At 70.1% G+C, this 21,812-nt stretch carries 21 protein-coding genes; 9 read left to right on the top strand and 12 right to left on the bottom strand.

The window, feature by feature from the left end; translation table 11 throughout:
• The first annotated feature begins 6 nt into the window (after positions 1 to 6).
• The 3 genes from ABQ271_RS14200 (at position 7) to ABQ271_RS14190 (ending at position 3,618) form a co-directional block, all read left to right on the top strand.
• Entirely contained in the window at positions 7 to 1,401 is a 1,395-nt protein-coding gene (locus ABQ271_RS14200; protein ID WP_349309380.1) for an AAA family ATPase, read from the top strand.
• A 91-nt stretch (positions 1,402 to 1,492) separates the two neighbouring features.
• The gene (locus tag ABQ271_RS14195; RefSeq protein ID WP_349309379.1) at positions 1,493 to 2,746 is read left to right on the top strand and encodes a serine hydrolase domain-containing protein; all 1,254 of its coding nucleotides are present in this window, start codon (positions 1,493 to 1,495) and stop codon (positions 2,744 to 2,746) included.
• Positions 2,743 to 3,618, top strand: a complete 876-nt coding sequence (locus ABQ271_RS14190; RefSeq protein WP_349309378.1) for an EamA family transporter — start codon at positions 2,743 to 2,745, stop codon at positions 3,616 to 3,618. The genes ABQ271_RS14195 and ABQ271_RS14190 overlap by 4 nt, the downstream gene beginning before the upstream one ends.
• A 6-nt stretch (positions 3,619 to 3,624) precedes the next feature.
• On the opposite strand, the gene ABQ271_RS14185 is transcribed toward ABQ271_RS14190, so the two are convergent.
• The 7 genes from ABQ271_RS14185 to ABQ271_RS14155 all read right to left on the bottom strand — a co-directional run bounded on the left by ABQ271_RS14185 (position 3,625) and on the right by ABQ271_RS14155 (position 11,098).
• Positions 3,625 to 4,320, bottom strand: coding sequence for a CbiX/SirB N-terminal domain-containing protein (locus ABQ271_RS14185; RefSeq protein ID WP_349309377.1), 696 nt, complete (start codon positions 4,318 to 4,320; stop codon positions 3,625 to 3,627).
• Positions 4,317 to 5,471, bottom strand: a complete 1,155-nt coding sequence (locus ABQ271_RS14180; protein ID WP_349309376.1) for a uroporphyrinogen-III synthase — start codon at positions 5,469 to 5,471, stop codon at positions 4,317 to 4,319. Before ABQ271_RS14180 ends, ABQ271_RS14185 begins: the two co-directional genes overlap by 4 nt.
• The gene (gene cobA / locus ABQ271_RS14175; protein ID WP_349310912.1) at positions 5,468 to 6,706 is read right to left on the bottom strand and encodes a uroporphyrinogen-III C-methyltransferase; all 1,239 of its coding nucleotides are present in this window, start codon (positions 6,704 to 6,706) and stop codon (positions 5,468 to 5,470) included. The genes ABQ271_RS14180 and cobA overlap by 4 nt, the downstream gene beginning before the upstream one ends.
• Positions 6,707 to 6,711: 5 nt before the next feature.
• Complete coding sequence (nirD, locus tag ABQ271_RS14170; protein WP_349309375.1) at positions 6,712 to 7,092, bottom strand: nitrite reductase small subunit NirD; 381 nt, start codon at positions 7,090 to 7,092, stop codon at positions 6,712 to 6,714.
• Positions 7,089 to 9,665, bottom strand: coding sequence for a nitrite reductase large subunit NirB (gene nirB, locus ABQ271_RS14165; RefSeq protein ID WP_349309374.1), 2,577 nt, complete (start codon positions 9,663 to 9,665; stop codon positions 7,089 to 7,091). The genes nirD and nirB overlap by 4 nt, the downstream gene beginning before the upstream one ends.
• Before the next feature lie 77 nt (positions 9,666 to 9,742).
• Positions 9,743 to 10,615, bottom strand: a complete 873-nt coding sequence (locus ABQ271_RS14160; protein ID WP_349309373.1) for a formate/nitrite transporter family protein — start codon at positions 10,613 to 10,615, stop codon at positions 9,743 to 9,745.
• Positions 10,616 to 10,756: 141 nt separating this feature from the next.
• Positions 10,757 to 11,098, bottom strand: a complete 342-nt coding sequence (locus ABQ271_RS14155) for a hypothetical protein (RefSeq protein ID WP_349309372.1) — start codon at positions 11,096 to 11,098, stop codon at positions 10,757 to 10,759.
• A 123-nt stretch (positions 11,099 to 11,221) separates the two neighbouring features.
• Here ABQ271_RS14155 and ABQ271_RS14150 point away from each other — a divergent pair, with 123 nt between their 5' ends.
• The 4 genes from ABQ271_RS14150 to ABQ271_RS14135 all read left to right on the top strand — a co-directional run bounded on the left by ABQ271_RS14150 (position 11,222) and on the right by ABQ271_RS14135 (position 13,800).
• Positions 11,222 to 11,761, top strand: coding sequence for a MarR family transcriptional regulator (locus ABQ271_RS14150; RefSeq protein WP_349309371.1), 540 nt, complete (start codon positions 11,222 to 11,224; stop codon positions 11,759 to 11,761).
• Positions 11,762 to 11,840: 79 nt separating this feature from the next.
• A complete protein-coding gene (locus tag ABQ271_RS14145; RefSeq protein ID WP_349309370.1) occupies positions 11,841 to 12,200 on the top strand; it encodes a hypothetical protein in 360 nt (119 codons plus the stop codon).
• A 98-nt stretch (positions 12,201 to 12,298) separates the two neighbouring features.
• Positions 12,299 to 13,345 carry an NAD(P)-dependent alcohol dehydrogenase gene (locus ABQ271_RS14140; protein ID WP_349309369.1) on the top strand — a complete coding sequence of 349 codons (1,047 nt, stop codon included), beginning with the start codon at positions 12,299 to 12,301 and terminating at the stop codon, positions 13,343 to 13,345.
• Positions 13,346 to 13,455: 110 nt separating this feature from the next.
• Positions 13,456 to 13,800 carry a hypothetical protein gene (locus ABQ271_RS14135; protein WP_349309368.1) on the top strand — a complete coding sequence of 115 codons (345 nt, stop codon included), beginning with the start codon at positions 13,456 to 13,458 and terminating at the stop codon, positions 13,798 to 13,800.
• A 20-nt stretch (positions 13,801 to 13,820) separates the two neighbouring features.
• On the opposite strand, the gene ABQ271_RS14130 is transcribed toward ABQ271_RS14135, so the two are convergent.
• A complete protein-coding gene (locus ABQ271_RS14130) occupies positions 13,821 to 14,558 on the bottom strand; it encodes a GAF and ANTAR domain-containing protein (RefSeq protein WP_349309367.1) in 738 nt (245 codons plus the stop codon).
• 168 nt (positions 14,559 to 14,726) lie between these two features.
• Between ABQ271_RS14130 and ABQ271_RS14125 the strand changes: the two genes are divergently transcribed.
• Together ABQ271_RS14125 and ABQ271_RS14120 are read left to right on the top strand one after the other, a co-directional pair.
• Positions 14,727 to 15,830: an acyl-CoA desaturase gene (locus tag ABQ271_RS14125; RefSeq protein ID WP_349309366.1), complete on the top strand. Its 1,104-nt coding sequence runs from the start codon at positions 14,727 to 14,729 to the stop codon at positions 15,828 to 15,830.
• A 120-nt stretch (positions 15,831 to 15,950) separates the two neighbouring features.
• Positions 15,951 to 16,088, top strand: a complete 138-nt coding sequence (locus ABQ271_RS14120; protein WP_349309365.1) for a hypothetical protein — start codon at positions 15,951 to 15,953, stop codon at positions 16,086 to 16,088.
• Between the two features lie 41 nt (positions 16,089 to 16,129).
• On the opposite strand, the gene ABQ271_RS14115 is transcribed toward ABQ271_RS14120, so the two are convergent.
• The 4 genes from ABQ271_RS14115 to ABQ271_RS14100 form a co-directional block, all read right to left on the bottom strand.
• Positions 16,130 to 17,230 carry an NAD(P)-dependent alcohol dehydrogenase gene (locus ABQ271_RS14115; RefSeq protein ID WP_349309364.1) on the bottom strand — a complete coding sequence of 367 codons (1,101 nt, stop codon included), beginning with the start codon at positions 17,228 to 17,230 and terminating at the stop codon, positions 16,130 to 16,132.
• The gene (locus ABQ271_RS14110; protein WP_349309363.1) at positions 17,227 to 18,699 is read right to left on the bottom strand and encodes an aldehyde dehydrogenase family protein; all 1,473 of its coding nucleotides are present in this window, start codon (positions 18,697 to 18,699) and stop codon (positions 17,227 to 17,229) included. Before ABQ271_RS14110 ends, ABQ271_RS14115 begins: the two co-directional genes overlap by 4 nt.
• The gene (locus tag ABQ271_RS14105; RefSeq protein ID WP_349309362.1) at positions 18,699 to 19,418 is read right to left on the bottom strand and encodes an alpha/beta hydrolase; all 720 of its coding nucleotides are present in this window, start codon (positions 19,416 to 19,418) and stop codon (positions 18,699 to 18,701) included. The genes ABQ271_RS14110 and ABQ271_RS14105 overlap by 1 nt, the downstream gene beginning before the upstream one ends.
• A gap of 85 nt (positions 19,419 to 19,503) precedes the next feature.
• Entirely contained in the window at positions 19,504 to 21,771 is a 2,268-nt protein-coding gene (locus ABQ271_RS14100) for a LuxR C-terminal-related transcriptional regulator (RefSeq protein ID WP_349309361.1), read from the bottom strand.
• Positions 21,772 to 21,812: the final 41 nt, after the last annotated feature.

Raw genomic sequence — 21,812 nt, 5'->3', positions numbered from 1 at the left:
GCTAGCATGGTTCCGGTGAGCCTGCCGCCCCTGTCGCCTGAACAGGACGCGCTTTTCCGTCTCATCGAGGACACTCGTGAGCATGTGTTCGTAACGGGGCGCGCCGGAACGGGCAAGTCCACGCTGCTGCAGCACCTCTCGTGGAACACCGACAAGCAGATCGCCGTGTGCGCGCCGACCGGTGTCGCCGCCCTGAACGTCGAGGGTCAGACGATCCACTCGCTCTTCAAGCTGCCGATCGGGCTCATCGCCGACAGCGAGATCGAGCAGACCGAGGCGACCCGCAAGATCCTGAATGCGATCGACACGCTCATCATCGACGAGGTCTCGATGGTGAACGCCGACGTGATGGATGCCATCGACCGGTCGCTCCGCCAGGCGCGACGCAAGCGCGCCGAGGCGTTCGGAGGCGTCCAGGTCGTCATGTTCGGCGATCCGTACCAGCTCTCGCCCGTGCCGCCCCGCGGCGACGAGCTGCGCTACATCCAGGACCACTACCGCTCGTTCTGGTTCTTCGACGCGCAGGTCTGGTCGGGCCCCCGAGCGGATGCCGGTGCCATCCGCTCGGACGGACTGCTCGACCTCGGCCGGGTCGGCGCTCCGCTGCACATCGCCGAGCTCCGCAACATCCACCGGCAGTCCGACGACTCGTTCAAGACGATGCTCAACGCGGTGCGGCACGGGATCGTGACCGCCGACATCGCCGAAGCGCTGAACACTGCCGGCGCACGGAAGCCGCCCGAACCGGCCGTCGGCGAGGTGCCCATCATCACGCTCGCGACCCGCAACGACATCGTGTCCCGCATCAATCAGCGCCACCTCGACGCACTGCCCGGTCCTGCCCAGACGGCGCGGGCGGAGATCAGCGGCGACTTCGGTCGCGGCGACGCGTCGTACCCCGCCGACCAGGAGCTGCAGCTCAAAGTCGGCGCGCAGGTCATGTTCCTCCGGAACGACATCGGCGGGTTCGGCGGTGACGGCCCCCGCTGGGTGAACGGATCCATCGGGACCGTGACGCGCATCGCGGGCGGCACGGTGCGGGTCGAGCTCGACGGCGAAGAGCACGACGTCGAGCCGACGGTGTGGGAGAAGTTCCGCTACGCGTACGACCCGGCCACCCGCAAGCTGACCCGCGAGATCGTCGCGGAGTACACGCAGTTCCCGCTGCGACTGGCGTGGGCGGTCACGATCCACAAGTCGCAGGGCAAGACGTACGACCGGGCGATCATCGACCTCGGAAACGGTGCGTTCGCACCGGGGCAGACATACGTCGCGCTGTCGCGGTTGACGACGCTCGACGGGCTGTACCTCTCCCGCCCCCTCCGCCCCGCCGACATCCTGGTCGACCGGGACGTCCGGCGCTTCATGGCCGGGGTGCGCGCCGCGCAGAACGCTGTGTGAGTCGCGGCATCCGTCACCCGGCGCCGTCTGCGACGGGAGGCGCTGACGGGTGTGCTGTAATCAATGGACGGAAGACGGGGGTGATCTGCGCGTGGCAGGACGTGTGTCGAAGCGAGTGGTCGCTGCAGTGACGGCGCTCGGCATCGCGATCGGTATGAGCGCGTGCGCTCCCGAGCCCGAGCGGATCGATATCGGCGTCGACCAGGCCGACGGGGCACTCCCGGCGGACCTGACGACGCAGATGCAGACCCTCACCGAGACGGCCATGACGTCCATCGGCGCCAGCGGAGCGATCGTCTCGGTCTCCGTGCCATGGTCCGGCGAGTGGACCGCAGGTCTCGGAACGTCGGGCAAGGGTGGACCCAAGGTCGACCCTTCGATGACCTTCAAAGCGGTCAACGTCACGCGCCCCATGACCTGCGACCTGTTGTACGCCCTCGTAGAGAAGGGCACGGTGAAGCTCGACGACAGCGTCACCAAGTGGCTCGACTCCTACCCGGCGCAGGGCAACGTCACGCTCGGAGAGCTGTGCGACAGCACCAGCGGGCTGCACGGCTATCTCAACGCGATCGTCACCCGTGTGCGGGCGACGCCCGAGCGCGTGTGGAACCCGCGCGAGCTCATCGCCTATGGACTCGGACAGCCGACGGCCTTCGAGCCGGGTGCGCGCTTCAGCGAGTCGGACACCGGTTACGTCCTCCTGGGCACTGCGCTCGAACGCGCCGCCGGGAAGCCCCTCGACGAACTGTACGACGAGTACGTCTTCGACCCGCTCGGGATGACCTCCAGCGCGGTTCCCCTCGGCGTGGGCGGGGGCGACCGTCTCAAGGGGTCCTACCTGGACACGGGTGAGGACGGGAATCCCGACTGCGCGGCGCCCCTCGACATGACGGATCTCACCTCCAGCGTGGGTTCCTCGGCCGCCGGCGCCGTGTCGACCGTGTCGGACCTCTCGACCTACGTCCGGGCTCTCGCCGTCGGCGCGCGCCCGTACGACACGGACGCGCGCTTCGCGGACGCACGTCCGGTGAGTGCGGAGCAGCCCACGTGGTTCACGGCCAAGGGCGGCGCGTATCAGGGCGGCAGCCTGGTCGGCCAGTACGGCTCGCTCCCCGGCTACATGGTCGCCGCGTTCGCCGACCGGGAGACCGGGATGTCCGTGGTCGTCGTCCTGAACGATTCGCGAGCGTCATCCAACGTCGCTCGACTCCTGGCGTGGCAGCTCGCCGCTCTGGCCTCGAAGGCGCCGGCCGCCGACGGGCGCACGGCGCCTGAGATCGGCCTGCCGTGGACGGTTGAGAGCCTCGGCGACGAGCTCGCCGGCTACGCCATCTGCGGAGAGTGACCGCGCGCAGCACCTCGACGACGGCCATCGGCTTCGTCGTCGTCGGTCTCTGCTGCCAAGAGGTGGGAGCATCGCTCGCCGTCTTCCTGTTCCCCGAGGTCGGCCCACTCGGCATGGTGATGCTGCGGCTGGTGTTCTCCGCTCTCATCCTGGGGCTCATCGCCCGGCCGTCCTGGCGAGGTCGCAGCCGAGCAGCGTGGGTCGGCGTCGTGCAGCTGGGTACCGCACTCGCCGTCATGAACGGGTTCTTCTACCTCGCCCTCGAGAGACTCCCGCTCGGAGTGACGGTGACGATCGAGGTGCTCGGGCCGCTCGCCCTCTGGATCATCGCCAGCAAGCGAGCGTCGGCGTGGCTCTGGGCGGGTCTCGCCCTCGTGGGCGTCGTCGCGCTGGGCGGTGGTGGCTTCGATCGGCTCGATCTGCTCGGAGTGCTTTTCGCGCTCGGGGCAGCGGTCAGCTGGGCGTTCTACATCCTCGCGTCGGCGAAGGTCGGCGCGGCCTTCCCGAAGCTCGACGGACTGGCGTTCGCGATGGCCGTCGGCGCCGTCATCTCTCTGCCGTTCGGAATCGTGGACGCGGGGAGCGCGCTGTTGCGGATCGACCTCGTCGCGCTCGGCGCAGCTGTCGCGCTGCTGTCCTCCACCATCCCATACGCCCTCGAACTCATCGCGCTCCGGCGCCTGCCGGCGGGCGCCTTCGCGATCCTCATGGCACTCGCCCCGGCGACGGCCGCGCTGGCCGGCTTCGTGCTGCTCGGGCAGCACCTCACCGTCGTCGAGCTCGCCGGCATCGCCCTCGTCATCGCGGCGTCGATCGGAGCCGTCCGCACCGCGGGGCGCCGAGCCGACGAGGTCGCCGAGCCGGTCGGCTGAGCGGACTCAGGCCGCGCGGGCGACGCTCGCGACCGCATCCAGATAGCGCTCGACGACGACCGCGGCGACGGCGTCGTCGGGAGCGAGCGGATCAGTCACGAGATCGGCACCGGCCCGGCCGATGACATCGGCGAAGAACCCTGGCGCGAGGACGTAGCTGGCAGCAACGACCCGCCGTGCCCCGCGGTCCCGCGCGGCCGACACCGCTTCGCCGATGCGGACTCCCGCGCCCGCGGCGAACCCGACGGAGACCGGCGCGGCGACGCGCTCCTGCAACAGCTTGGACATCGCGGCGACGTCGACGGATGCCGCCGGGTCGCTCGATCCGGCGGCGGCGAGCACGACCGCATCACCCGGTTCGAGTCCGGCGTCGTGCAGTCGCGCCGCCAGCAGGTCGGCCAGGAGGGGATGCGGGCCGAGGGCGACGGTCGCGGTCGCGCGGGGACCGGCATCCTTCACGGCTCGGGCGATGTCGACCTTGGTGTGGAACCCGGTGGACAGCAGGAGCGGCACGACCACCGTCGGGCGCGGCGCGGTCGAGCGCACGACGTCGTCGATCTCGGGCTGCTGCACGTCGACGAATGCCTCCTCAACGGCGACGTTCGGAACGAGCAATCGCACCCTCTCGACGACGGCCGAGATGGCCGCGCGGCCGGCGAGCGAGCTGGTGCCGTGCGAGCAGGCGATGAGGACGGGAGTCACGCGGATCCTTCCGGAGAGGTCACGTCGAGGCGGTAGCCGCGCTTCACGACGGTACGGATGAGGGTTGGGATGCCGAGGGCTTCGCGCGTGCGCGCGATCGCCACGTCGACGGCGTGGGCACTGTCGCCGGCGGATGCTCCGGAGCGGGGGAGGACCGCGGCGAGCTCGGCGCGGCCGACGACACCCCCGCCCGCCGCGAACAGGGTGGCGAGGATCGCGGCGGACGTCCGAGACAGGGGCAAAAGCGCGCCGTCCAACACGGCTGCGCCGCTGCGCAGCTCGAGGCGACCGGCCGTGGTCTCGAGCGCGGGGGCACCGCCGCCACCGAAATGGGTGACGACGGCGCGGACGAGCGAGCCGAGGCGACCGCGCTCGGCGATGAGGGGTGTTGCCCCCGCGCCGACGAGCGGTCCCGCGGTGATCGGGCCGACGGCGGCGAGCAGGAGACTCCCCTCGACCGAGCGGCGGACGATGTCGTCGACCGCGCCCTGTCGACGTGCGGTCGCGAGCCATTCGGCGGCACCGGGGGCGGACGTGAACAAGACCGCGTCCACGTCGCCCTGCGCCGTCTGGGCCACCGAGCGCGCGACGGCGGCGGCGTCCGGCGGCGGACCCCATCGGTAGACAGTCAGGCTGACGACGTCGGCACCGGCGGCGGCGAACAGCTCGTCGAGCCCGTCCGATCCCGAGCCGTGGTGCTGCACGGCGACGCGGCGCCCGGCGACGCCTTCGGCGAGGAGGAAGGCGCCGAGCTCCTCCGACGTCTCGGATTCGGCGACCCAGTCGGCGGTGAGGCCCGCCTGCTGGATTGCGCCGCGCGCCTTGGGCCCGCGAGCGACGATCTGAGCGCCTTCGAGCGATTCGTGAAGTGCGCCCTGCAGACCCGCCTCGTCGGCGGCTTCCATCCAGCCTCGGAACCCGACTCCCGTCGTCGCCACCACGATGTCCGGCGGGTCGGCGATGAGTTCCCGCGTGGCCGTGATCAGCGCCTCGTCGTCGATGTGCGACACGATCGTCAGAGCCGGGGCGTGTCGCACGGTCGCGCCGTGCCGCTCCAGCGCAGACGCGAGCTCGGCGGACCGACGATCGACGGCGATGACGATCGTGCAGCCGCCGAGTGCGGCGGAGAGGGCGGGGCGGGCGGTGGTCACCGGAAGGGATCGCCTCCTCTCGCGGGGGCGGCTGCCGTTGTCGCTGCGGGCAGCAGCAACCCCGCTGCGGCGACGTCTCCCACCACGATGACGGCGGGGTTGCTGACACCGGCGGCCGCGGCATCCGTCACCGCGCAAGCGAGGGTCGTGCGGGTCGTCCGCTGCGTCGGTGTATGCCCTCGCTCGACGATGGCCACGGGACGCTGCGACGGAGCTCCGGCCGCGAGGGCGGCGGCGACGAGTTTCGGGAGGGCGGCGACGCCCATGAGGACGACGGTTGTGATCGTGTCGTCCGCGAGGGCGGCCCGAGTGGCCGCGGTGACCGGACCCTGACCGATCGTGACGTGGAGGCCGGCGGCGGTGCCGCGGTGGGTGACCGGGATGCCGGCGGCCTGGGGGACCGACACGACGCTCGTCAGTCCCGGCACGACCTCGACGGGTACACCCGCGGCGAGGCACGCGGCGACCTCCTCGCCGCCGCGTCCGAAGACGAACGGATCGCCGCCCTTCAGACGCACGACGCGCTTGCCCGCCTGGGCGTGCGCGACGAGCAGGGCGTTGATCTCCTCCTGCGGCACAGGGTGGTGACCGGGTGCCTTGCCGACGTCGATCACCTCGACGTCGGGGTCGAGTTCGTTCAGGACATCGGTGGGCCCCAGGCGATCGGCGATCACGACGTCCGCCTCGGCGAGCAGCCGTCGGCCGCGGATCGTCATGAGGTCCGCAGGGCCGGGGCCACCGCCGACGAGGTCGACGCGTCCGGCTGCCTTCCGCCGTCGGCGGAGAGGCAGCATCCCGTCGCGAAGCGCGGCACCGATCGCGTCGCGCAGCCGCGCGGACCGGCGCGGGTCGACTCCGGCATCTGATGCCACGGCGACGATGACGTCACCCGAGCGGGTCTCGGCCGTCAGCCGGGCGGTCCCGTGAGCGCCGTCTGACGCGTTGACGCAGAACACCCGAGCCGACTCGCACCAGGCTGCGACGGTTGCGTCGACGGATGCCCGGGCTGTCGCAGCGTGGACGAACCAGGCATCCACGACATCGGCCTCGCGGGCGTCGCGAGCGATCCAGGTCACGCGCCCGGCGTCGAGGTGCGCACGCATCGTCGAGCCGAGCTCGGGGGCGACGACCGTCACGAGGGCGCCCTCGGCGAGGAAGCGTCCCACCCGCCGGCCGGCGACGGCGCCGCCGCCGATGAAGACGACGCGGCGACCGGTGAAGGACAGCCCGATCATGGTGGTCACGGCTGCTCCTCCCGGATGTAGACGATTCCGTCGACGACGGCCGCGGGCCAGACGCGCAGGGACTTCGCTTCCTTGCCGTTCGTCTCGAGGCACGTGCCCGTGCGGAGATCGAAGACCTGCTTGTACATCGGCGACGCGACAGTCGGTACGTCGCCCCGCGTGCCGACGATCCCGCGCGAGATCACGTGCGCGCCGCTGTAGGGATCGAGGTTCTGCACGGCGTGGACACGTCCGCCGTGGGTGACGAAGAGCGCGATCTGCGTGTCTCCCCGCAACGCGGCGCGTCCCCGTTCCACTTCGAGGTCGGCCAGCGCGCAGATCGCCGTCCAGCCGGCGGGCGGGGCCGCGGCATCCATCTCGTGCGTCACCATCGTCATCGCCGCACCTCCAGCGTGGTGCCGGCGATGAGGACGCCGGCATCGCGGTCCTCGGCAGTCGCCGGTCGGGCCTGGCCGCGCTCCGCGGTGTAGGCGAGGGAGGGGTCGGGGGTGGTGGGTGCATTGACGAACGACGCGAACCGGCGAAGCTTCTCGGGGTCGTCGAGGGTCGCCTTCCACTCGTCCTCGTAGTTGTCCACGTGGCGTGCCATGGCGGCATCCAGGTCGGCGCAGATGCCGAGCGAGTCCTCGAAGATCACCCGCCGCAGTTCGTCGATGCCACCCTCGAGATCTTCGAACCAGGGGGCCGTGCGCTGCAGTCGGTCGGCGGTGAACACGTAGTACATGAGGAAGCGGTCGATCGCCTGCAGCAGCCCGGCGTCGTCGAGGCCCTCCGCCAGCAGCACCGCGTGGCGCGGCGTGAACCCGCCGTTGCCGCCTACGTACATGTTCCAGCCGGCCTCGGTCGCGATCACTCCGACGTCCTTGCCCCGGGCCTCCGCGCACTCGCGCGCGCAGCCGGAGACGCCGAGCTTGATCTTGTGCGGCGAGCGGAGCCCCCGGTAGCGGAGTTCGAGCTGCACCGCCATGCCGACCGCGTCCTGCACGCCGTAGCGGCACCAGGTCGAGCCGACGCACGACTTCACCGTCCGGAGGGATTTGCCGTACGCGTGGCCGGACTCGAAGCCGGCGTCGACGAGACGCTGCCAGATCTCGGGCAGTTGCTCGAGGCGGGCGCCGAACATGTCGATGCGCTGACCGCCGGTGATCTTCGTGTAAAGCCCGAAGTCCTGTGCGACCTGGCCGATCACGAGGAGCCCTTCGGGAGTGATCTCGCCGCCGGGGATGCGCGGGACGACGGAGTAGCTGCCGTCCTTCTGCATGTTCGCCATCACGTGGTCGTTCGTGTCCTGGAGTGTCGCGTTCTCGCCGTCGAGCACGTGACCGCCGGTGAGGGTCGACAGGATGCTGGCCAGCACGGGCTTGCAGATGTCGCAGCCGCGGCCCGTGCCGAACCGTTCGATCACCGAGCTGAAGGTGGACAGTCCCGAGACGCGGACGGCGTCGAAGAGCTGGCGCCGGGACATCGCGAAGTGTTCGCACAACGCGTTGCTGAGCGCGGCGCCCGTCTTCGCGAGTTCGCTGCCGAGGAGCTTCGTGATCATCCCGACGCACGACCCGCAGGCCGCGCCCGCCTTCGTGCAGGCCTTGATGCCCTTCACGTCCGTGCATCCCTCGTCGTGGACGGCGGAGCGGATGCCGCCGGCCGTGACGCTGTTGCAGGAGCACACGAGCGCCTCGTCGACTAGCTCACCCGTCGGGGCGGTGACGCCGTCCTGCGGCATGAGGTACGCGACGGGGTCGCCGCCGAGGGCGCCGCCGACGAGGGGGCGGAGCGACCCGTAGGCCGAGGCATCCCCGACGAGGATGCCGCCGAGCAGCGTCTTCGCGTCGTCCGAGAGGACGAGCTTCTTGTAGACCCCGGCGATCGGGTCGGCGTAGACGACGTCGAGCGCACCGGGTGTCTCGGCGAACGCGTCGCCGAAGCTCGCGACGTCGACCCCGGAGAGCTTGAGCTTGGTCGACACGTCGAAGCCGCCGAAGGACGCCTCCAGGCCCAGCAGGCGCGCAGCGGCGACTTCTGCCATGGCGTAGCCGGGGGCGACGAGACCGACGCACTGTCCGCCGAAGTTCGCGACCTCGCCGATCGCGAGGATCTGCGGGTCCGAGGTGTCGCATCCGGAGTCGATGACGATCCCGCCGCGCGGATCGACGGCGAGGCCGGCGACGCGGGCGAGCTCGTCACGTGGCCGCACTCCGACGGTGAAGACGACGACGTCCGTCCTCTCCCACGACCCGTCGCGGAACTCGAGGCCCAACACATGGCCGCTCCGGTCGGCGTCGAGGCGGGTTGTCAGCGCGGACGTCCTGACCTCGATACCGCGCTGTTCGATCAGACGGCGCAGGGCGTCGCCCGCGGGAAGGTCGAGCTGGGCGGACATCAGGCGGTCGGAGGACTGCACCACGGTGCTGTCGACGTTCAGCCCTTGAAGCGCGCCCGCCGCCTCGAGCCCGAGGAGTCCTCCACCGATGACGGTGCCGACCAGTCGGCGGCCGAGCTGCGCCGACCGTCGTTCGACGAACGTCGCGAGAGCCTCGACGTCGTCGAGGGTGCGGTAGACGAAGCATCCGTCGTGGTCGTATCCGTCGACTGCGAGCCGCGCGGCGTACGAGCCGGTCGCGAGCACGAGCCGGTCGTATCCGATGCGCTCGCCGCGGTCGGTGACGACCTCGGACGCATCCCGATCGATGCGGGTGACGGCGATTCCGCTCAGGAAGCGCACCCGCTCGTCGGCCATCGGAGAGGAGTCGAGTGCGAGGTCGTCGGCGGACGCTCCCGCGAAGAACGAGGTGAGGCCGACCCGGTCATACGGATGCCGGGGCTCCTCGCCGATCACGGTGACCCGCCAGGCGTCGTCGGTGCGGCTGAGCAGGCTCTCGACGAAGCGGTGGGCGACCATCCCGGCTCCCACCACGACCACGTGGGGCGAGGCGGGGCCGATGGAGCTCATGTCGCGACCGTAGGCGGGCGACGTTGCGTCGTCGGTCTCGCCGTGTTGCGGGCTCTTTACGATGCGGACCACGGCGGTCACCGCGCGGCGACGGTCGCGTCCGCGGACGCGGTGAGAGCCGCCGTCTCACGGCGCGAGCCACGGAGGCGACGCGGCGCAGCGGGGCGACCGTACGTGAAGTACAACGGGAGACCGACGAACAGGATCCCGCCGACGAGGTTCCCGACCACAGTGGGGATCTCGTTCCAGATCAGGTAGTCGCCGATCGTGAAGTCACCGCCGAGGAGAAGACCCGAGGGGAACAGGAACATGTTCACAATCGAGTGCTCGAAGCCCATGAAGAAGAAGAGCATGATCGGCATCCACATCGCGACGATCTTTCCGATGACGTCCTTCGAGACCATCGCGAGCACGACGCCGGTGGCGACCATCGCGTTGCACAGCACGGCACGGACGAAGAGCGTCAGCATCCCGTTGGCCCCGTGCTCGGCGTAGCCGACCGTGCGTCCCTCGCCGATGTGGCCGATCGCCTGGCCGACCTCGTTCGGCGGGGTGGAGAAACCGTTCGTGAAGACGATCGCCATGAGCACCGCGATCGCGAAGGCGCCGATGAAGTTGCCGAGGAAGACGAGCCCCCAGTTGCGGAGGATGCCGCCGAGCGTGACGCCCGGGCGCTTGTCGAGCCACGCCAGCGGGGCGAGCACGAACACGCCGGTCAACAGGTCGTAGCCGAGCAGGTAGAGCATGACGAAGCCGATCGGGAACAGCACGGCCCCGAGGAGCGGGCTGCCGGTCGTGACGCTGATGGTCACCGCGAAGGCGGCGGCGAGGGTGAGGATCGCGCCGCCCATGATCGAGCGGATGAGGGTGTCGCGGGTGGAGAGCATGACCTTCGACGCGCCCGCGTCGATCACGGTCTGGACGAGCTCGGTGGGCTTGACGTATGTCATCGCGGGCCTTTCAGTCGTGGAGCCGGGTGTGAGGCTCGACGCTAAAGGCCCGGTGTTTCCCCCGATCGCACGGGGATCGACCGCTTTGGTTACCTCTTCCTCTCATCGGAGGTAGAGGCGATGTGAGAACGGATGCCGGGGCTACGCCTGACCGGCTTCGTCGTGTCCGACGGAGCGGCCCTCGAGGTAGGAGCAGAGCTCGGCGGCGACAGCCAGTTCGACCGCCATCCCGTGGAGCTGGTGGCTGTTGAGCACCGTCGTGTCGGGCTGCGGCTCGAACGTGACGCGCCACTGCGCCTCTCCGAGCGCCGCGGGCTCCATGAAGATCGTGGCGGTCGCATTCTCCAGGGGGACGACGACCAGTCCCGTGTCGGACCCGTCGGATCCGTCCTGCACGATCACCTTGATGAGGTCACCGGCGCCGCGGGCGGCGTGAAAGTCCGACACCCACTTCTCGAGTGTCTCTTTACTGCGGAACGGCATCGGGACTCCCCAGGGTCGGCGCGAGGGTATCCGATCCGTGGACACGGGGCTACAGGCAGGTCGGCACCCTCTCTCATCCCCTATTCTCGACGAGATCGCCGCTATCGGCGTCATTATCGGGGAGTGGATGTGGCGGACGCCGGCGCGGAGATCAGTGAGGGCCAGCCGGCCACGGTCGGTTACTGGTACGACGAGTCGCCCGGCCACCGAGAGCGTGCCCGCCGCGTGCTCGAAGCCCTGCGCACCTACCGCGCCGCCGAGTCGGCGATGCGACGACGCACGCGTGACTCGATGTCGATGGGCGAGAACGAGATGCTCGCCCTCCGGTTCCTGCTGCGCCAGCCCGACCATTCCGCCCGTCCCGCCGAGCTCGTGAAATACCTGGGGGTGACCTCGGCGTCGATCACGACGATGCTCGACCGCCTCGAGAAGTCGGGGCGGATACAGCGCGTGGCGAACCCCACCGATCGTCGCAGCATCTTCGTGAAGGCGACGTCGCATGCCGACGACGAGGTGCGCGAGACCCTCGGCCGGATGCACGGCCTCATGTACGACGTCGCCGCGGGGATGAGCCCCGAAGCGCAGGAGCACGTCGTCGACTTCCTTCGTCGGATGTCGGATGCCGTCGACGATGTCGCTCCGGTCGTGGCCGCCGACGCCTGACGCAACGGCCTCCGTACCCGGCTCGCGGAGAGAACGCAACGCCTCCGTCGAAACGGGTTCGGCGATTCATAGTGGTCCTATGAGATGCATCACCTACGCCGGCGAGACGGTTGTCACGTCCGATGATGTGGCGGAGGCTCTCATCACCCTGACGGCAGCCGTCGCCGAACGCGGACGCGCGGACGCCGTCACGATTCCCATCGTCTTCGAGAAGAACGGCGAGATCGGCGAGGCATCCCTCGTCATCGGCGTCGGCAACGATGTGCTGTCCGTCGCGACCGAGTGGGACCGTCCGGAGCCCGACTTCTCGTTCGCTGCAGCCCAACTCCGCCACCACCCCCTGTTCCCCCGCGAAGACAGCGGTTCGGGCGACAGCACGTACGAGGCCGAGCCCGAGACGTACTGGGATCCCGACCTCGACGGGTTCGGCACGCGCTGACGGGGCTCTGACGAGACTCATCACCGGGCGCGCGTAGCGTCGGTATGGACGGATGCCTCGACCCGCGGCATCCGTCTATCGATCAGCAAGGAGACCCCATGCCTACCGTTGCCGCATTCGCTGCACCGTCCGCGACCGATCCGCTCATCCGCACGACCATCGAGCGCCGTGAGACCGGTCCTCGCGACATCCTCATCGCGATTCGTTACGCCGGCATCTGCCACTCCGACATCCACCTCGTCCGAGGCGACTGGGGTCCGGTGACCTACCCCCAGGTCGTCGGCCACGAGATCGCCGGCGAGGTCGTCGAGGTCGGCTCCGAGGTGACCGACTTCGCCGTCGGAGACCGGGTCGGTGTCGGCTGCATGGTGAACTCGTGCCGCGAGTGCGAGAACTGCCTCGCCGGCATGGAGAACTACTGCCTGAAGGGCAACACGCAGACCTACGGCTCGGTCGACCGCGACGGCACCGTCACGCAGGGCGGTTACTCGACGCACGTGGTCGTCGATCAGGACTTCGTGCTCCGCATCCCCGAGGGCATCCCCTACGAGTCGGTCGCGCCGCTCCTGTGTGCCGGCATCACCACGTACTCGCCGCTCGCGCACTGGAAGGTCGGCCCCGGCTCGAAGGTCGCCGTCGTCGGTATGGGCGGGCTCGGCCACCTGGCCGTCAAGATCGCTGCGGCCATGGGCGCCGAGGTCACGGTGCTGTCGCAGAGTCTCTCGAAGCAGGAGGACGGCATGCGCTTCGGTGCGACGCATTACTTCGCCACGAGCGACGCGTCGACGTTCGACACCCTCGCCAACACGTTCGATCTCATCGTCAACACCGTCAGTGCGCCGCTGAAGCTCGACTCGTACCTGCGGTTGCTGCGCCTCGACGGCACGATGGTCAACGTCGGCGCCCCGCCCGAGCCGCTGCCGCTGCGCGTCTTCACGCTGTTCGGCAACCGCCGCTCGTTCGCCGGATCGAGCATCGGATCGATCGCCGAGACCCAGGAGATGCTCGACTTCTGCGCCGCGCACGGCATCGCCCCCGAGACCGAGCTGATCGGTGTCGACGAGGTCAACGACGCGTACGAGCGCGTGCTGCGCTCCGACGTGCGGTACCGCTTCGTGATCGACATCGAGACGCTGCAGGCCTGAGTTCGTTCCCCGCGGGGCGATGGCGATGTCGCCGGGGGGTGTTAGCCTCGCGACAGAGCGCGACATCGTCCCGCCGGGTATGCCGGCACTGTCTCGCGAGAGAGACACATATGCCGTACCGCAGTCGCGCCACCCTGCAGAGCTGGCTCAACGATTTCACCGCCGCCCGTGAAGACGGCGACCTCATCAAGGTCGTCATTCAGGACGACTCCTGGGGCGACGACGGGGGCCTCGTCGTCGTGCCCCTGCGCAACGCGTCGACCACGGTCTACGTCCGTCCCCCGATGGGCGACGACGCCCGCTGGCGGGTCGTGTTCGAGCCGCAGCTCGACGAGGTCGCCCTCTCCGCCGAGGAGACGGGCGCACTCGTCGCCGAACTCGCGACCGCCGGCGCCCTCTGCGGGTACCTGGAGCTTCGCTCCGTCGCGCACATCGAAGCGGCGCCGACGGTCTGAGCGCGACCTCGACCGCCGGGTCAGGACTTGTCGACCCCGGTGAGCGTGTCGAGATCGATCTCCTCGCGGGCGACCGCGCCGGCGACGTCGCTGAGCCGCATCTGGTTGTTCCGCGCGTAGCGGCGCAGGATCTCGCGGGCCGTGTCCATGTCGGTATCCAGTGCGCGGGCGACATAGCCCTTGGCCTGTTCGATCGCCACTTTGGTGTCGAGCGCGCGTTGGAGCTGCTCCGACGCGAGGGTCGCACTCTGCAGGCTGCGCTGCTGCAGCACGCTGATCGTCGCGACGTCGGCGAGCGCCTGAGCGGCGCGGGCATCGATCCCGTTCAGCGCGCCTTCGGTCTCGCGGAACAGGTTGAGCGATCCGATGACCTCCTCGCGAAGACGAAGCGGAATGGCGTGGACGCCGACGTATCCGCGCTGCAGGGATGCCGCCGCGAAGCGCGGCCAGCCGCGGGTGAGTTCGGCGAGATCGTGCGAGGTCACCAGTTCCCCCGAGGTGACGGCCGTGATGCAGGGGCCTTCGCCGGCGTTGAGCTGGAGGAGCCCGATGAACTCACTTCGTTCGTTGGTGGATGCCGCTACTTCGAGCTCTCCCTGCGAGTTCAGCAGATGGATCGCCCCGGCGGCCGCGTCGAACAACTCCACCGAGCGGTCGACGAGTGTCTGCAGGACATCCAGCACGTCGAAGTCGGCGACCAGGTTGTCGGTCAGGGTCACGAAGGTCTCGACCAGTCGTGACTCGCGGGTGTCAGTCAATGTCGGTGTCCTCTCGCTGACGCGAACACAAAGGTAGCCCTGTCTTGCCCCTGTCCCCGCCTCGGCGGGTTTGCGAGGGGGGTCGGATCCGTTCTAACGTTGTCGTCAGCTGCCCCTGAACCTGGTTGCCGGACTGTTTCACTGATCCGTTGCCGACCAGGAGGGCACATGAGCGGGCAACCGATTCTTCGGCGCGAGTCGTCGGCGGTACGCGCGACGGGGGCGGGAGTCACGTCGACCTATTCGCAGCTGCTGGCGCAGGTGAAGGATGCGGGTCTTCTGCGGCGGCGACTCGGCTTCTACTGGACGCTCTTCGCCGTGCTGGTGCTCGCACTCGCGGGCTGCGGGGTCGCGTTCGTCCTCGCCGGTGATTCCTGGTGGCAACTGCTCGTCGCGGCCGCGCTCGGCGTGGTCTTGACGCAGTTCGCGTTCCTCGCCCACGAGGCATCCCATCGGCAGGTCTTCGAATCCCGCAAGTGGAATGACCGAGCCGGTCGGTACGTCGCGGTCTTCATCGTGGGGCTGAGCTACTCGTGGTGGATGAACAAGCACAACCGTCACCACGGCAACCCGAACACCGTCGGCAAGGACCCCGACATCGAACCCGACACGATCGTCTTCCTCCCCGAAGATGCCGCGCGGGCGCGGGGGCCGGTGCGCTGGGTGATCCGTCACCAGGGGTGGCTGTTCTTCCCGCTGCTGACGCTGGAGGGTCTCAACCTGCATCGTCACGCGGTCGTCTCGATCGTGCGCGGCGCAGGGGGACGACCCGACCCGCAGGGGCGGCTGATCGAGGGCGTGCTGCTGGTGGCCCGGTTCGGCATCTACCTGACCACGCTGTTCGTGGCGCTGCCGTTCGGGCTGGCGTGGGCGTTCCTCGGCGTGCAGCTTGCCGTGTTCGGTGTGCTGATGGGCGCGGGTTTCGCCCCGAACCACAAGGGGATGCCGACGATCGCCGCCGATGCCAAGGTCGACTTCTTGTCGCGCCAGGTCCTCACCTCGCGGAACATCCGCGGCGGCTGGGGGGTCACCGCCCTGATGGGCGGCCTGAACTACCAGGTCGAGCACCACCTGTTCCCCTCGATGCCGCGCCCGGCGCTGCGGCATGCGCGGCTGATCGTCCGCGCGCACTGCGCACAGATGGGCGTGCCCTATACCGAGACGACGCTCCTCCGCTCCTACGGGATCGTCATCCGCTACCTCAACCGGGTCGGTCTCTCCGCGCGGGACCCCTTCGTGTGTCCCATGGTCGCCGACCTGCGCATCCGCTGACCCACTCCGTCATCGAAAAGGACCCTCTGTGAAAACGATCGTCGTGCTCCTCGCGCTCGCCGGGGCTGCGGGAGCGGAGGGGGCATGCCCGCCCGCGTAGCGAGGGCTATTGAGTCCGCGTTGGCGGAGGACCCGACGACGATCGTCGTCTACACCGACGGAGTGACGGTCGATTCCTACTACTTCGCCCGTCGCGCACAGGGCTCGCTCATCTACGTCAACACCGTCCACCGCCCCGCCCGCGACGGCGATTCGTGAGGGGCATGTCACCGGCGAACGGTGTCCCACCGTCCCCAAGTTCAGTAGACGATGACCGGTTTCACGGTCATGCCGTTGTGCATGTCGGCGATGGCGTCCTCGATGTCGTCGAGGGCGTAGCGCTTCTCCAGCTTCTCGAGCGGGAGTCGGCCCTCGGCGTGCAGGGCGACGAGCTGCGGGATCAGCTCGCGCGGTTCCGTGTCGCCCATCGTGACGCCGCGGAGGATCTTTCCCGTCAGGAGTCCCTGGATGTCGACGGGGATCTCGGTTCCCGGCGGCGGCGCACCGCAGACGAGGACCGTGCCGCGAGCGGCCGCTGCGTCCAGCGCGGTGCGCGCGACGCCGGGGTGGCCCGTCGTGTCGAAGGCGAGCGTGACGCCGCGGCCGCCGGTGAGCTCCGCGAGGCGGGCTGCGACATCCTCCGTCGACGCGTCGATCACGGCCGTCGCGCCGAGCTCGCGGGCCAGGTCGAGCCGTGCGGGTACCCGGTCGACGGCGATCAGCTGCGCCGGAGCGCGCATGGCCGCCGCCATGACGGCGGACAGCCCCACGGCGCCCGCGCCGTAAACGGCCACGATGTCGCTCGCACCCGGATCGAGCACGTTCCACATCGAGCCGAACCCGGTGAGCACCCCGCAGCCGAGTGGCGCCAGCACGGTGAGGTCGGCGTCGTCGGCGACGCGCACCAGGGACCGTTCGTCGGCGATCGCGTACGTGCCGAACGAGGACTGGCCGAAGAAGTGCGAGGCGATCGCCGCGCCGTCGCGCGTGATGCCCGCCGACCCCTCGGCGCGGATGCCGCCGAGCAGGTTCCGCGGCAGCCACGTCTCGCAGTACGCGGGGTGCGCGGAACGGCACGAGCCGCAGGTACCGCACGACGTGAAGCTCAACAGGACCGCGTCGCCCGGCACGACCGAGGCCACGCCTGCCCCGACCTTCTCGACGCGCCCGGCTCCCTCGTGACCGATGATCCCGGGAGTGGGGAACGGGATGCCGCCGGCCAGCACGCCGAGATCGGTGTGGCACAGTCCGGTCGCCGTCAGGCGCACGAGCACTTCGCCGGGACCGGGGTCGCCGTACTCCACATCCGCCACGGCGACCTGCGACGGCGCCTCGATGATCGCAGCGCGCCCCGCGGTCACCGGGCACCGCCCAGGTCGAAGACGATCGAATGCGCCTTCTGGTACGACTGCAGAGCTTCGGGTCCGCCTTCGCGTCCCCACCCCGACGCCTTGACGCCGCCGAAGGGGACGGCGGGGTCGAGCATGGCCCAGCCGTTGACCCAGGTGATCCCGGCGCGCAGGCGCGCGGCGACCCGGTGCGCCCGCGCGAGGTCGGCAGTCTGGATGCCGCTGGCGAGGCCGAACGCCGTGCCGTTGGCGAGCGCGACGGCTTCGTCCTCCGTGTCGAACGGCTGCACCGTGAGGACGGGGCCGAACACCTCGTCCATGACGACCTCGGCATCGTCGGCGACGTCGGCGAGAACCGTGGGCGCGTAGAAGAAGCCGCCACCCCGCTCGATGACATGGCCGCCGGTGACGACGCGGGCGCCGGCCGCGCGCGCCCGGTCGACCATGCTCGCGACCTTCTCCAGCTGGGTCCTGCTCGCGAGGGGGCCGATCACTGTCTCGGGGTCGGCGATGTCGCCGAACGGGACGTGGGGAACCGCATCCTTCAGGATGCCGAGGACCACCCCGTAGAGGGATCGTTCGACCAGCAGGCGCGGACCCGCCATGCAGAACTGCCCCGCGTTGAACACGAACGCCGAGATGACGGTGTGGATCGCGCGGTCGAGGTCGGCGTCGGCGAAGAGGATGTTCGCGGCGTTCCCGCCGAGCTCTGCCGTGAAGGGAGTCAGACTGCGGCCGGCGAGGGCGGCCGCGTGGGCGCCGATGTCGGTGGAGCCCGTGAAGGCGACCTTGTCGACGTCGGGGTGCCCGACGAGGTGGTCGCCGAGGGTCGAGCCCGGTCCGGTGACGACGTTGAAGACGCCCTCGGGAACGCCCGCGTCGCGCAGCAGCTCCGCCATGAACAGGGCGCTCAGCGGGGTGTCGCTCGCGGGCTTGTGCACGACGGTGTTGCCCGCGACGAGCGCCGGCGCGATCTTCGTGCTCGAGAGGATCAGGGGGAAGTTGAAGGGCGTGATCGCGGCGACGACGCCGAGCGGTTCGCTCCGCACATAGGCGTGGGCGTCGCCGGTGATCTCGCGCACGTCGCCGTCGAGGTGGTGGCCGAGCGCCGCGTAGTACTCGTACAGCTCGGCGGCGTTGTTGACGTCGACGACCCGCGCGAACGTGATCGGCTTGCCGACATCGAGGCTCTCGAGCTGGGCGAGCTCCTCGCTGCGCTCCCGCATCAGCGTGTACGCGCGCTGCAGGATGCGGGCACGCTCCCGGCTCGACATCCGTGGCCAGGGGCCCTCGTCGAACGCCCGCCGCGCGGCGCTGACAGCGGCATCCACATCGGCGACGGTGGCCTTCGCGACGTCCGTGATCTTCTCGCCCGTCGACGGAGCGATGACGTCCATGCGGCCGCCGTCGGCGGCATCGTGCCAGCTCCCTCCGATGAACAGGCGGCCGGGGAAAGCGAGGGTGGTCTGACCGGTGAGCATCACGCCACCGTCCGTTCGGCGGTGACGACGCCGACGAGCAGGTCGGCGAACCAGCTCGGGTCTTCCTCGAACGGCGTGTGACCGGTGTTCACGCGGATGACGTGCGCGCCGGCGCGGGCCGCCACATGCTCCTGGAAGGCGGGGGGAACGAGCTGGTCCTGCTCGGCGAGGATGTAGGTCGTGGGCTTCGTCTTCCAGGCGGGGACGCGGTTGACCGGCGTCGTGAAAGCGGTGAGCGACTGCGGCTGGAACATGTCGGCGAGTGCGACCGCGAGCTCGGCCGGTGCATCCTCGGGCAGATCGGCTGACGCCATCGCGATCCGCTCCTCGCGGGATCGTCCCAACGACACCATGCCGTCGGCGACGCCCCAGAAATCCGGGATGCTGCCGCCCAGCGACCCCTGCAGGGACTCGCCCTCGTCGAGAGCGAACGCGGCGATGTAGACGATCCGTTCGACGGCCGGGTGATCCCCGGCCTGCGTGGTCGGGATGCCGCCGTAGGAATGGGCGATGAGCGTGACCGGGCCCGTCGCGGCATCCAGTCTCGCCGTGATGGCCTCGGCATCGGCGAGCATGTCGACGGTGCCGCCGACGCTCGGGAGTGTGACGGTGTCCACGTCGAAGCCGCGCCCCCGCAGCTGTGCGGTGAGCCGGTCGAACACCCACGGGCCGGACCAGGCGCCGTGGACGAGGACGATGCGCGGAGGGGAAGATGACATACGGTCGCTCCTCGAACGGGGGCGACCTCGATGTCGCCCAGGCTCTCAGTGTCGGCCGCGGCCGCGCAGGGCGGTATCCGTAGGACTACCGAATGTGCTCGGGACGCACCGCGAGCGTCGACTGGTACCAGGCGGCGATCTGCGCGCGAGACGTGAAGCCGAGCTTCGCGAGGATGCGCTGGACGTGCGTGTCGACCGTCCGCACCGACAGCACGAGATTCGCCGCGATCTCCCGGTTGCTGAGCCCTTGATGGATGCCGGCGGCCACCTCCCCCTCACGGGCGCTGAGTCCCGCTGACGGGCGCCCGGGTGCCCCCGCGAAGGCCGCCGCCTCGGTGGGAGTGAGGCGCTCGCCGACCGCGGACATCCGCTGGAACGTGTCGTCGCCGAGTCGTCGGCGGACCGTCGCGACGCAGCGGTCGTGGCGCGCAGCCATATGCGGTCCGTGCACCTCGATGCCGGAGTCGATGCGACGCCACCAGCTGCGCGCCGCGCCCAGCAGGACGGCGGTGCGTTCGGTGGGTGAGCGGTCGGCGTCGATCCAGCTGAGGAGTTCGAGCACGAGGCAGTCGCCGACGGGGTCGTCGATGCCCTCTTCCATCTCGAGCGCTTCGCGTGCCCGCGCCTCGGCCTCGTCGAGCTCACCGTCGGCGTAGAGGGCGAGGGCGATCGCCCACAGCGACATCGAACGCAGCCACCTGTCGCCGATCCCCTCCGCGTATCGCAGCCCTTCGCCGGCCGGCAGGGCTGCGTCCGGGGAATCCAGCTGCAGGAGTGCGACGGTCAGCTGGAACTGCGCCATCAACGCCTCCTCGGGGTGGTCGAGCGCCCGCGCGAGCTCGATCGACCGGGTGAACTCGGCGCGCGCGCGCTCGCCGTCCCCGGCGAACAGCGCGCGGGTTCCGCACCATCGCCGCCACTCGACCTCGTACAGCTCGGCGCTCTCGGGGGGAAGGGCGGCGCGCAGCGACCAGGCTTCGTCGAGCTGAGCCTGCGTCTCGACGAGCGACCCCTGCAGCACGCTGAGCCACGCCGCGACCAGGAGCGCCGGTCCGCGGGAGGCCGGCGACGCACCGGGGAGCGCCAGTACGCGTCGCGCCCACCGGCGGCCTTCGGGGAGGAACCCGCCGACGGCCCAGTGGTAGCGCAGGTCGCGGAACAGGTCGAGCGCGACGTCGGCGTCGAGGGCGATCGCGGTGCGGAGCGCGGCATCCAATTCCGCCCGGTCCGCGCGTTGACCCGACAGGATGCGGCGTTGCGCGGGACCGTGCCAGTGGCGCGATGCCAGCCGGGCGAGGCCGCGGAAGTGGTCGAGGTGTCGGCGCACGTGCAGGGTGCGGCTGCCGGATTCCTCGGCGCGGTCGCGACCGTAGCCGCGGATCGTCTCGAGCAGGTGGAAGCGCCCCGCGTCGCGGTCGGCCTCGACGAGGGACTGGGCGATGAGCGCATCGAGCGTGTCGACGGTGTCCGCCTCGTCGCCGCCCGAGACGGCGACGGCGGCGGCCAGGTCGAAGGATCCCGCGAAGACACTGAGCGCAGCCCACAGGTCGCGTTCAACGGGCGTGCACAGCTCGTGACTCCAATCCACCACCGCCCGGAGCGTCCGCTGGCGCGAGACGGGCGCGCGTCCGCCGCCGCGCAGGAGCGTGAACCGCTGCGACAGGCGCCTCGTGAGTTCGATGACCGAGAGGGTGCGAAGCCGCGCCGCCGCCAGCTCGATCGCGAGGGGGAGACCGTCCAGCGACCGGCAGAGCTGTTCCGCCACAGGCCGGTCCGCGTCGCTGAGGGTGAACCCGGCATCCGCGGCGCGGGCGCGAGCCACGAGGAGGGTCACCGCTTCCGACTCCGCGGGGCCGGCTGCGACGGTCGGATCCTCGGGGCTTCTGGTGGTCAAAGGAGGCACCGGGAACACCTGCTCGCCGTCGACGTCGAGGCGACGCCGGCTGGTCGCCATGACGGTCAGGAGGGGGAGGGCGTCGAGCAGTTCGTCGACGATCGAGGCGACGGCGTCGATGAGGTGCTCGCAGTTGTCGAGGACGATCAGCGTCCGTTCGTCGGCGAGCGTGTCGACGATGTACTCGAGGGGGTCGCGGGTGGTGAGCTCCCCGAACGGAAGCGCCTGTGCGATCGCCTCGGCGACGAGGCGGGCGTCGCTGACGCGGTCGAGCGGGACGAAGACGACGCCGGTCGACGTGCGCGGGGCGTAGGCGTTGGCGGCCCGCACGGCGAGGCGCGTCTTCCCGACACCGCCGATGCCGGTCAGGGTGACCAGGCGCGAGCGCTCGAGGGTCTCGGCGAGCGCGTCGAGTTCGCGTCTCCTGCCGACGAACTCGCTGCGGGGCTCTGTGATCACGGGTGGTGCGTCCTTGCATCCGGGGATCCAATTATGCAGTC

This window comes from Microbacterium sp. MM2322, from assembly GCF_964186585.1.
In the GTDB taxonomy this organism is placed as follows: Bacteria; Actinomycetota; Actinomycetes; order Actinomycetales; family Microbacteriaceae; genus Microbacterium.
Note: the sequence above shows the minus strand (reverse complement) of the source record. Positions and strands in the feature narration are given on the sequence as shown.

Bases quoted from the DNA above. Each gene is read 5' to 3' on its own strand.
- ABQ271_RS14200 (WP_349309380.1), top strand. From the start codon at position 7: ATGGTTCCGGTGAGCCTGCCGCCCCTGTCGCCTGAACAGGACGCGCTT.
- cobA (WP_349310912.1), bottom strand. From the start codon at position 6,706: ATGATCGGGCTGTCCTTCACCGGTCGCCGCGTCGTCTTCATCGGCGGC.
- nirD (WP_349309375.1), bottom strand. From the start codon at position 7,092: ATGACGATGGTGACGCACGAGATGGATGCCGCGGCCCCGCCCGCCGGC.
- nirB (WP_349309374.1), bottom strand. From the start codon at position 9,665: ATGAGCTCCATCGGCCCCGCCTCGCCCCACGTGGTCGTGGTGGGAGCC.
- ABQ271_RS14160 (WP_349309373.1), bottom strand. From the start codon at position 10,615: ATGACATACGTCAAGCCCACCGAGCTCGTCCAGACCGTGATCGACGCG.
- ABQ271_RS14155 (WP_349309372.1), bottom strand. From the start codon at position 11,098: ATGCCGTTCCGCAGTAAAGAGACACTCGAGAAGTGGGTGTCGGACTTT.
- ABQ271_RS14145 (WP_349309370.1), top strand. From the start codon at position 11,841: ATGAGATGCATCACCTACGCCGGCGAGACGGTTGTCACGTCCGATGAT.
- ABQ271_RS14140 (WP_349309369.1), top strand. From the start codon at position 12,299: ATGCCTACCGTTGCCGCATTCGCTGCACCGTCCGCGACCGATCCGCTC.
- ABQ271_RS14135 (WP_349309368.1), top strand. From the start codon at position 13,456: ATGCCGTACCGCAGTCGCGCCACCCTGCAGAGCTGGCTCAACGATTTC.
- ABQ271_RS14125 (WP_349309366.1), top strand. From the start codon at position 14,727: ATGAGCGGGCAACCGATTCTTCGGCGCGAGTCGTCGGCGGTACGCGCG.
- ABQ271_RS14110 (WP_349309363.1), bottom strand. From the start codon at position 18,699: ATGCTCACCGGTCAGACCACCCTCGCTTTCCCCGGCCGCCTGTTCATC.
- ABQ271_RS14105 (WP_349309362.1), bottom strand. From the start codon at position 19,418: ATGTCATCTTCCCCTCCGCGCATCGTCCTCGTCCACGGCGCCTGGTCC.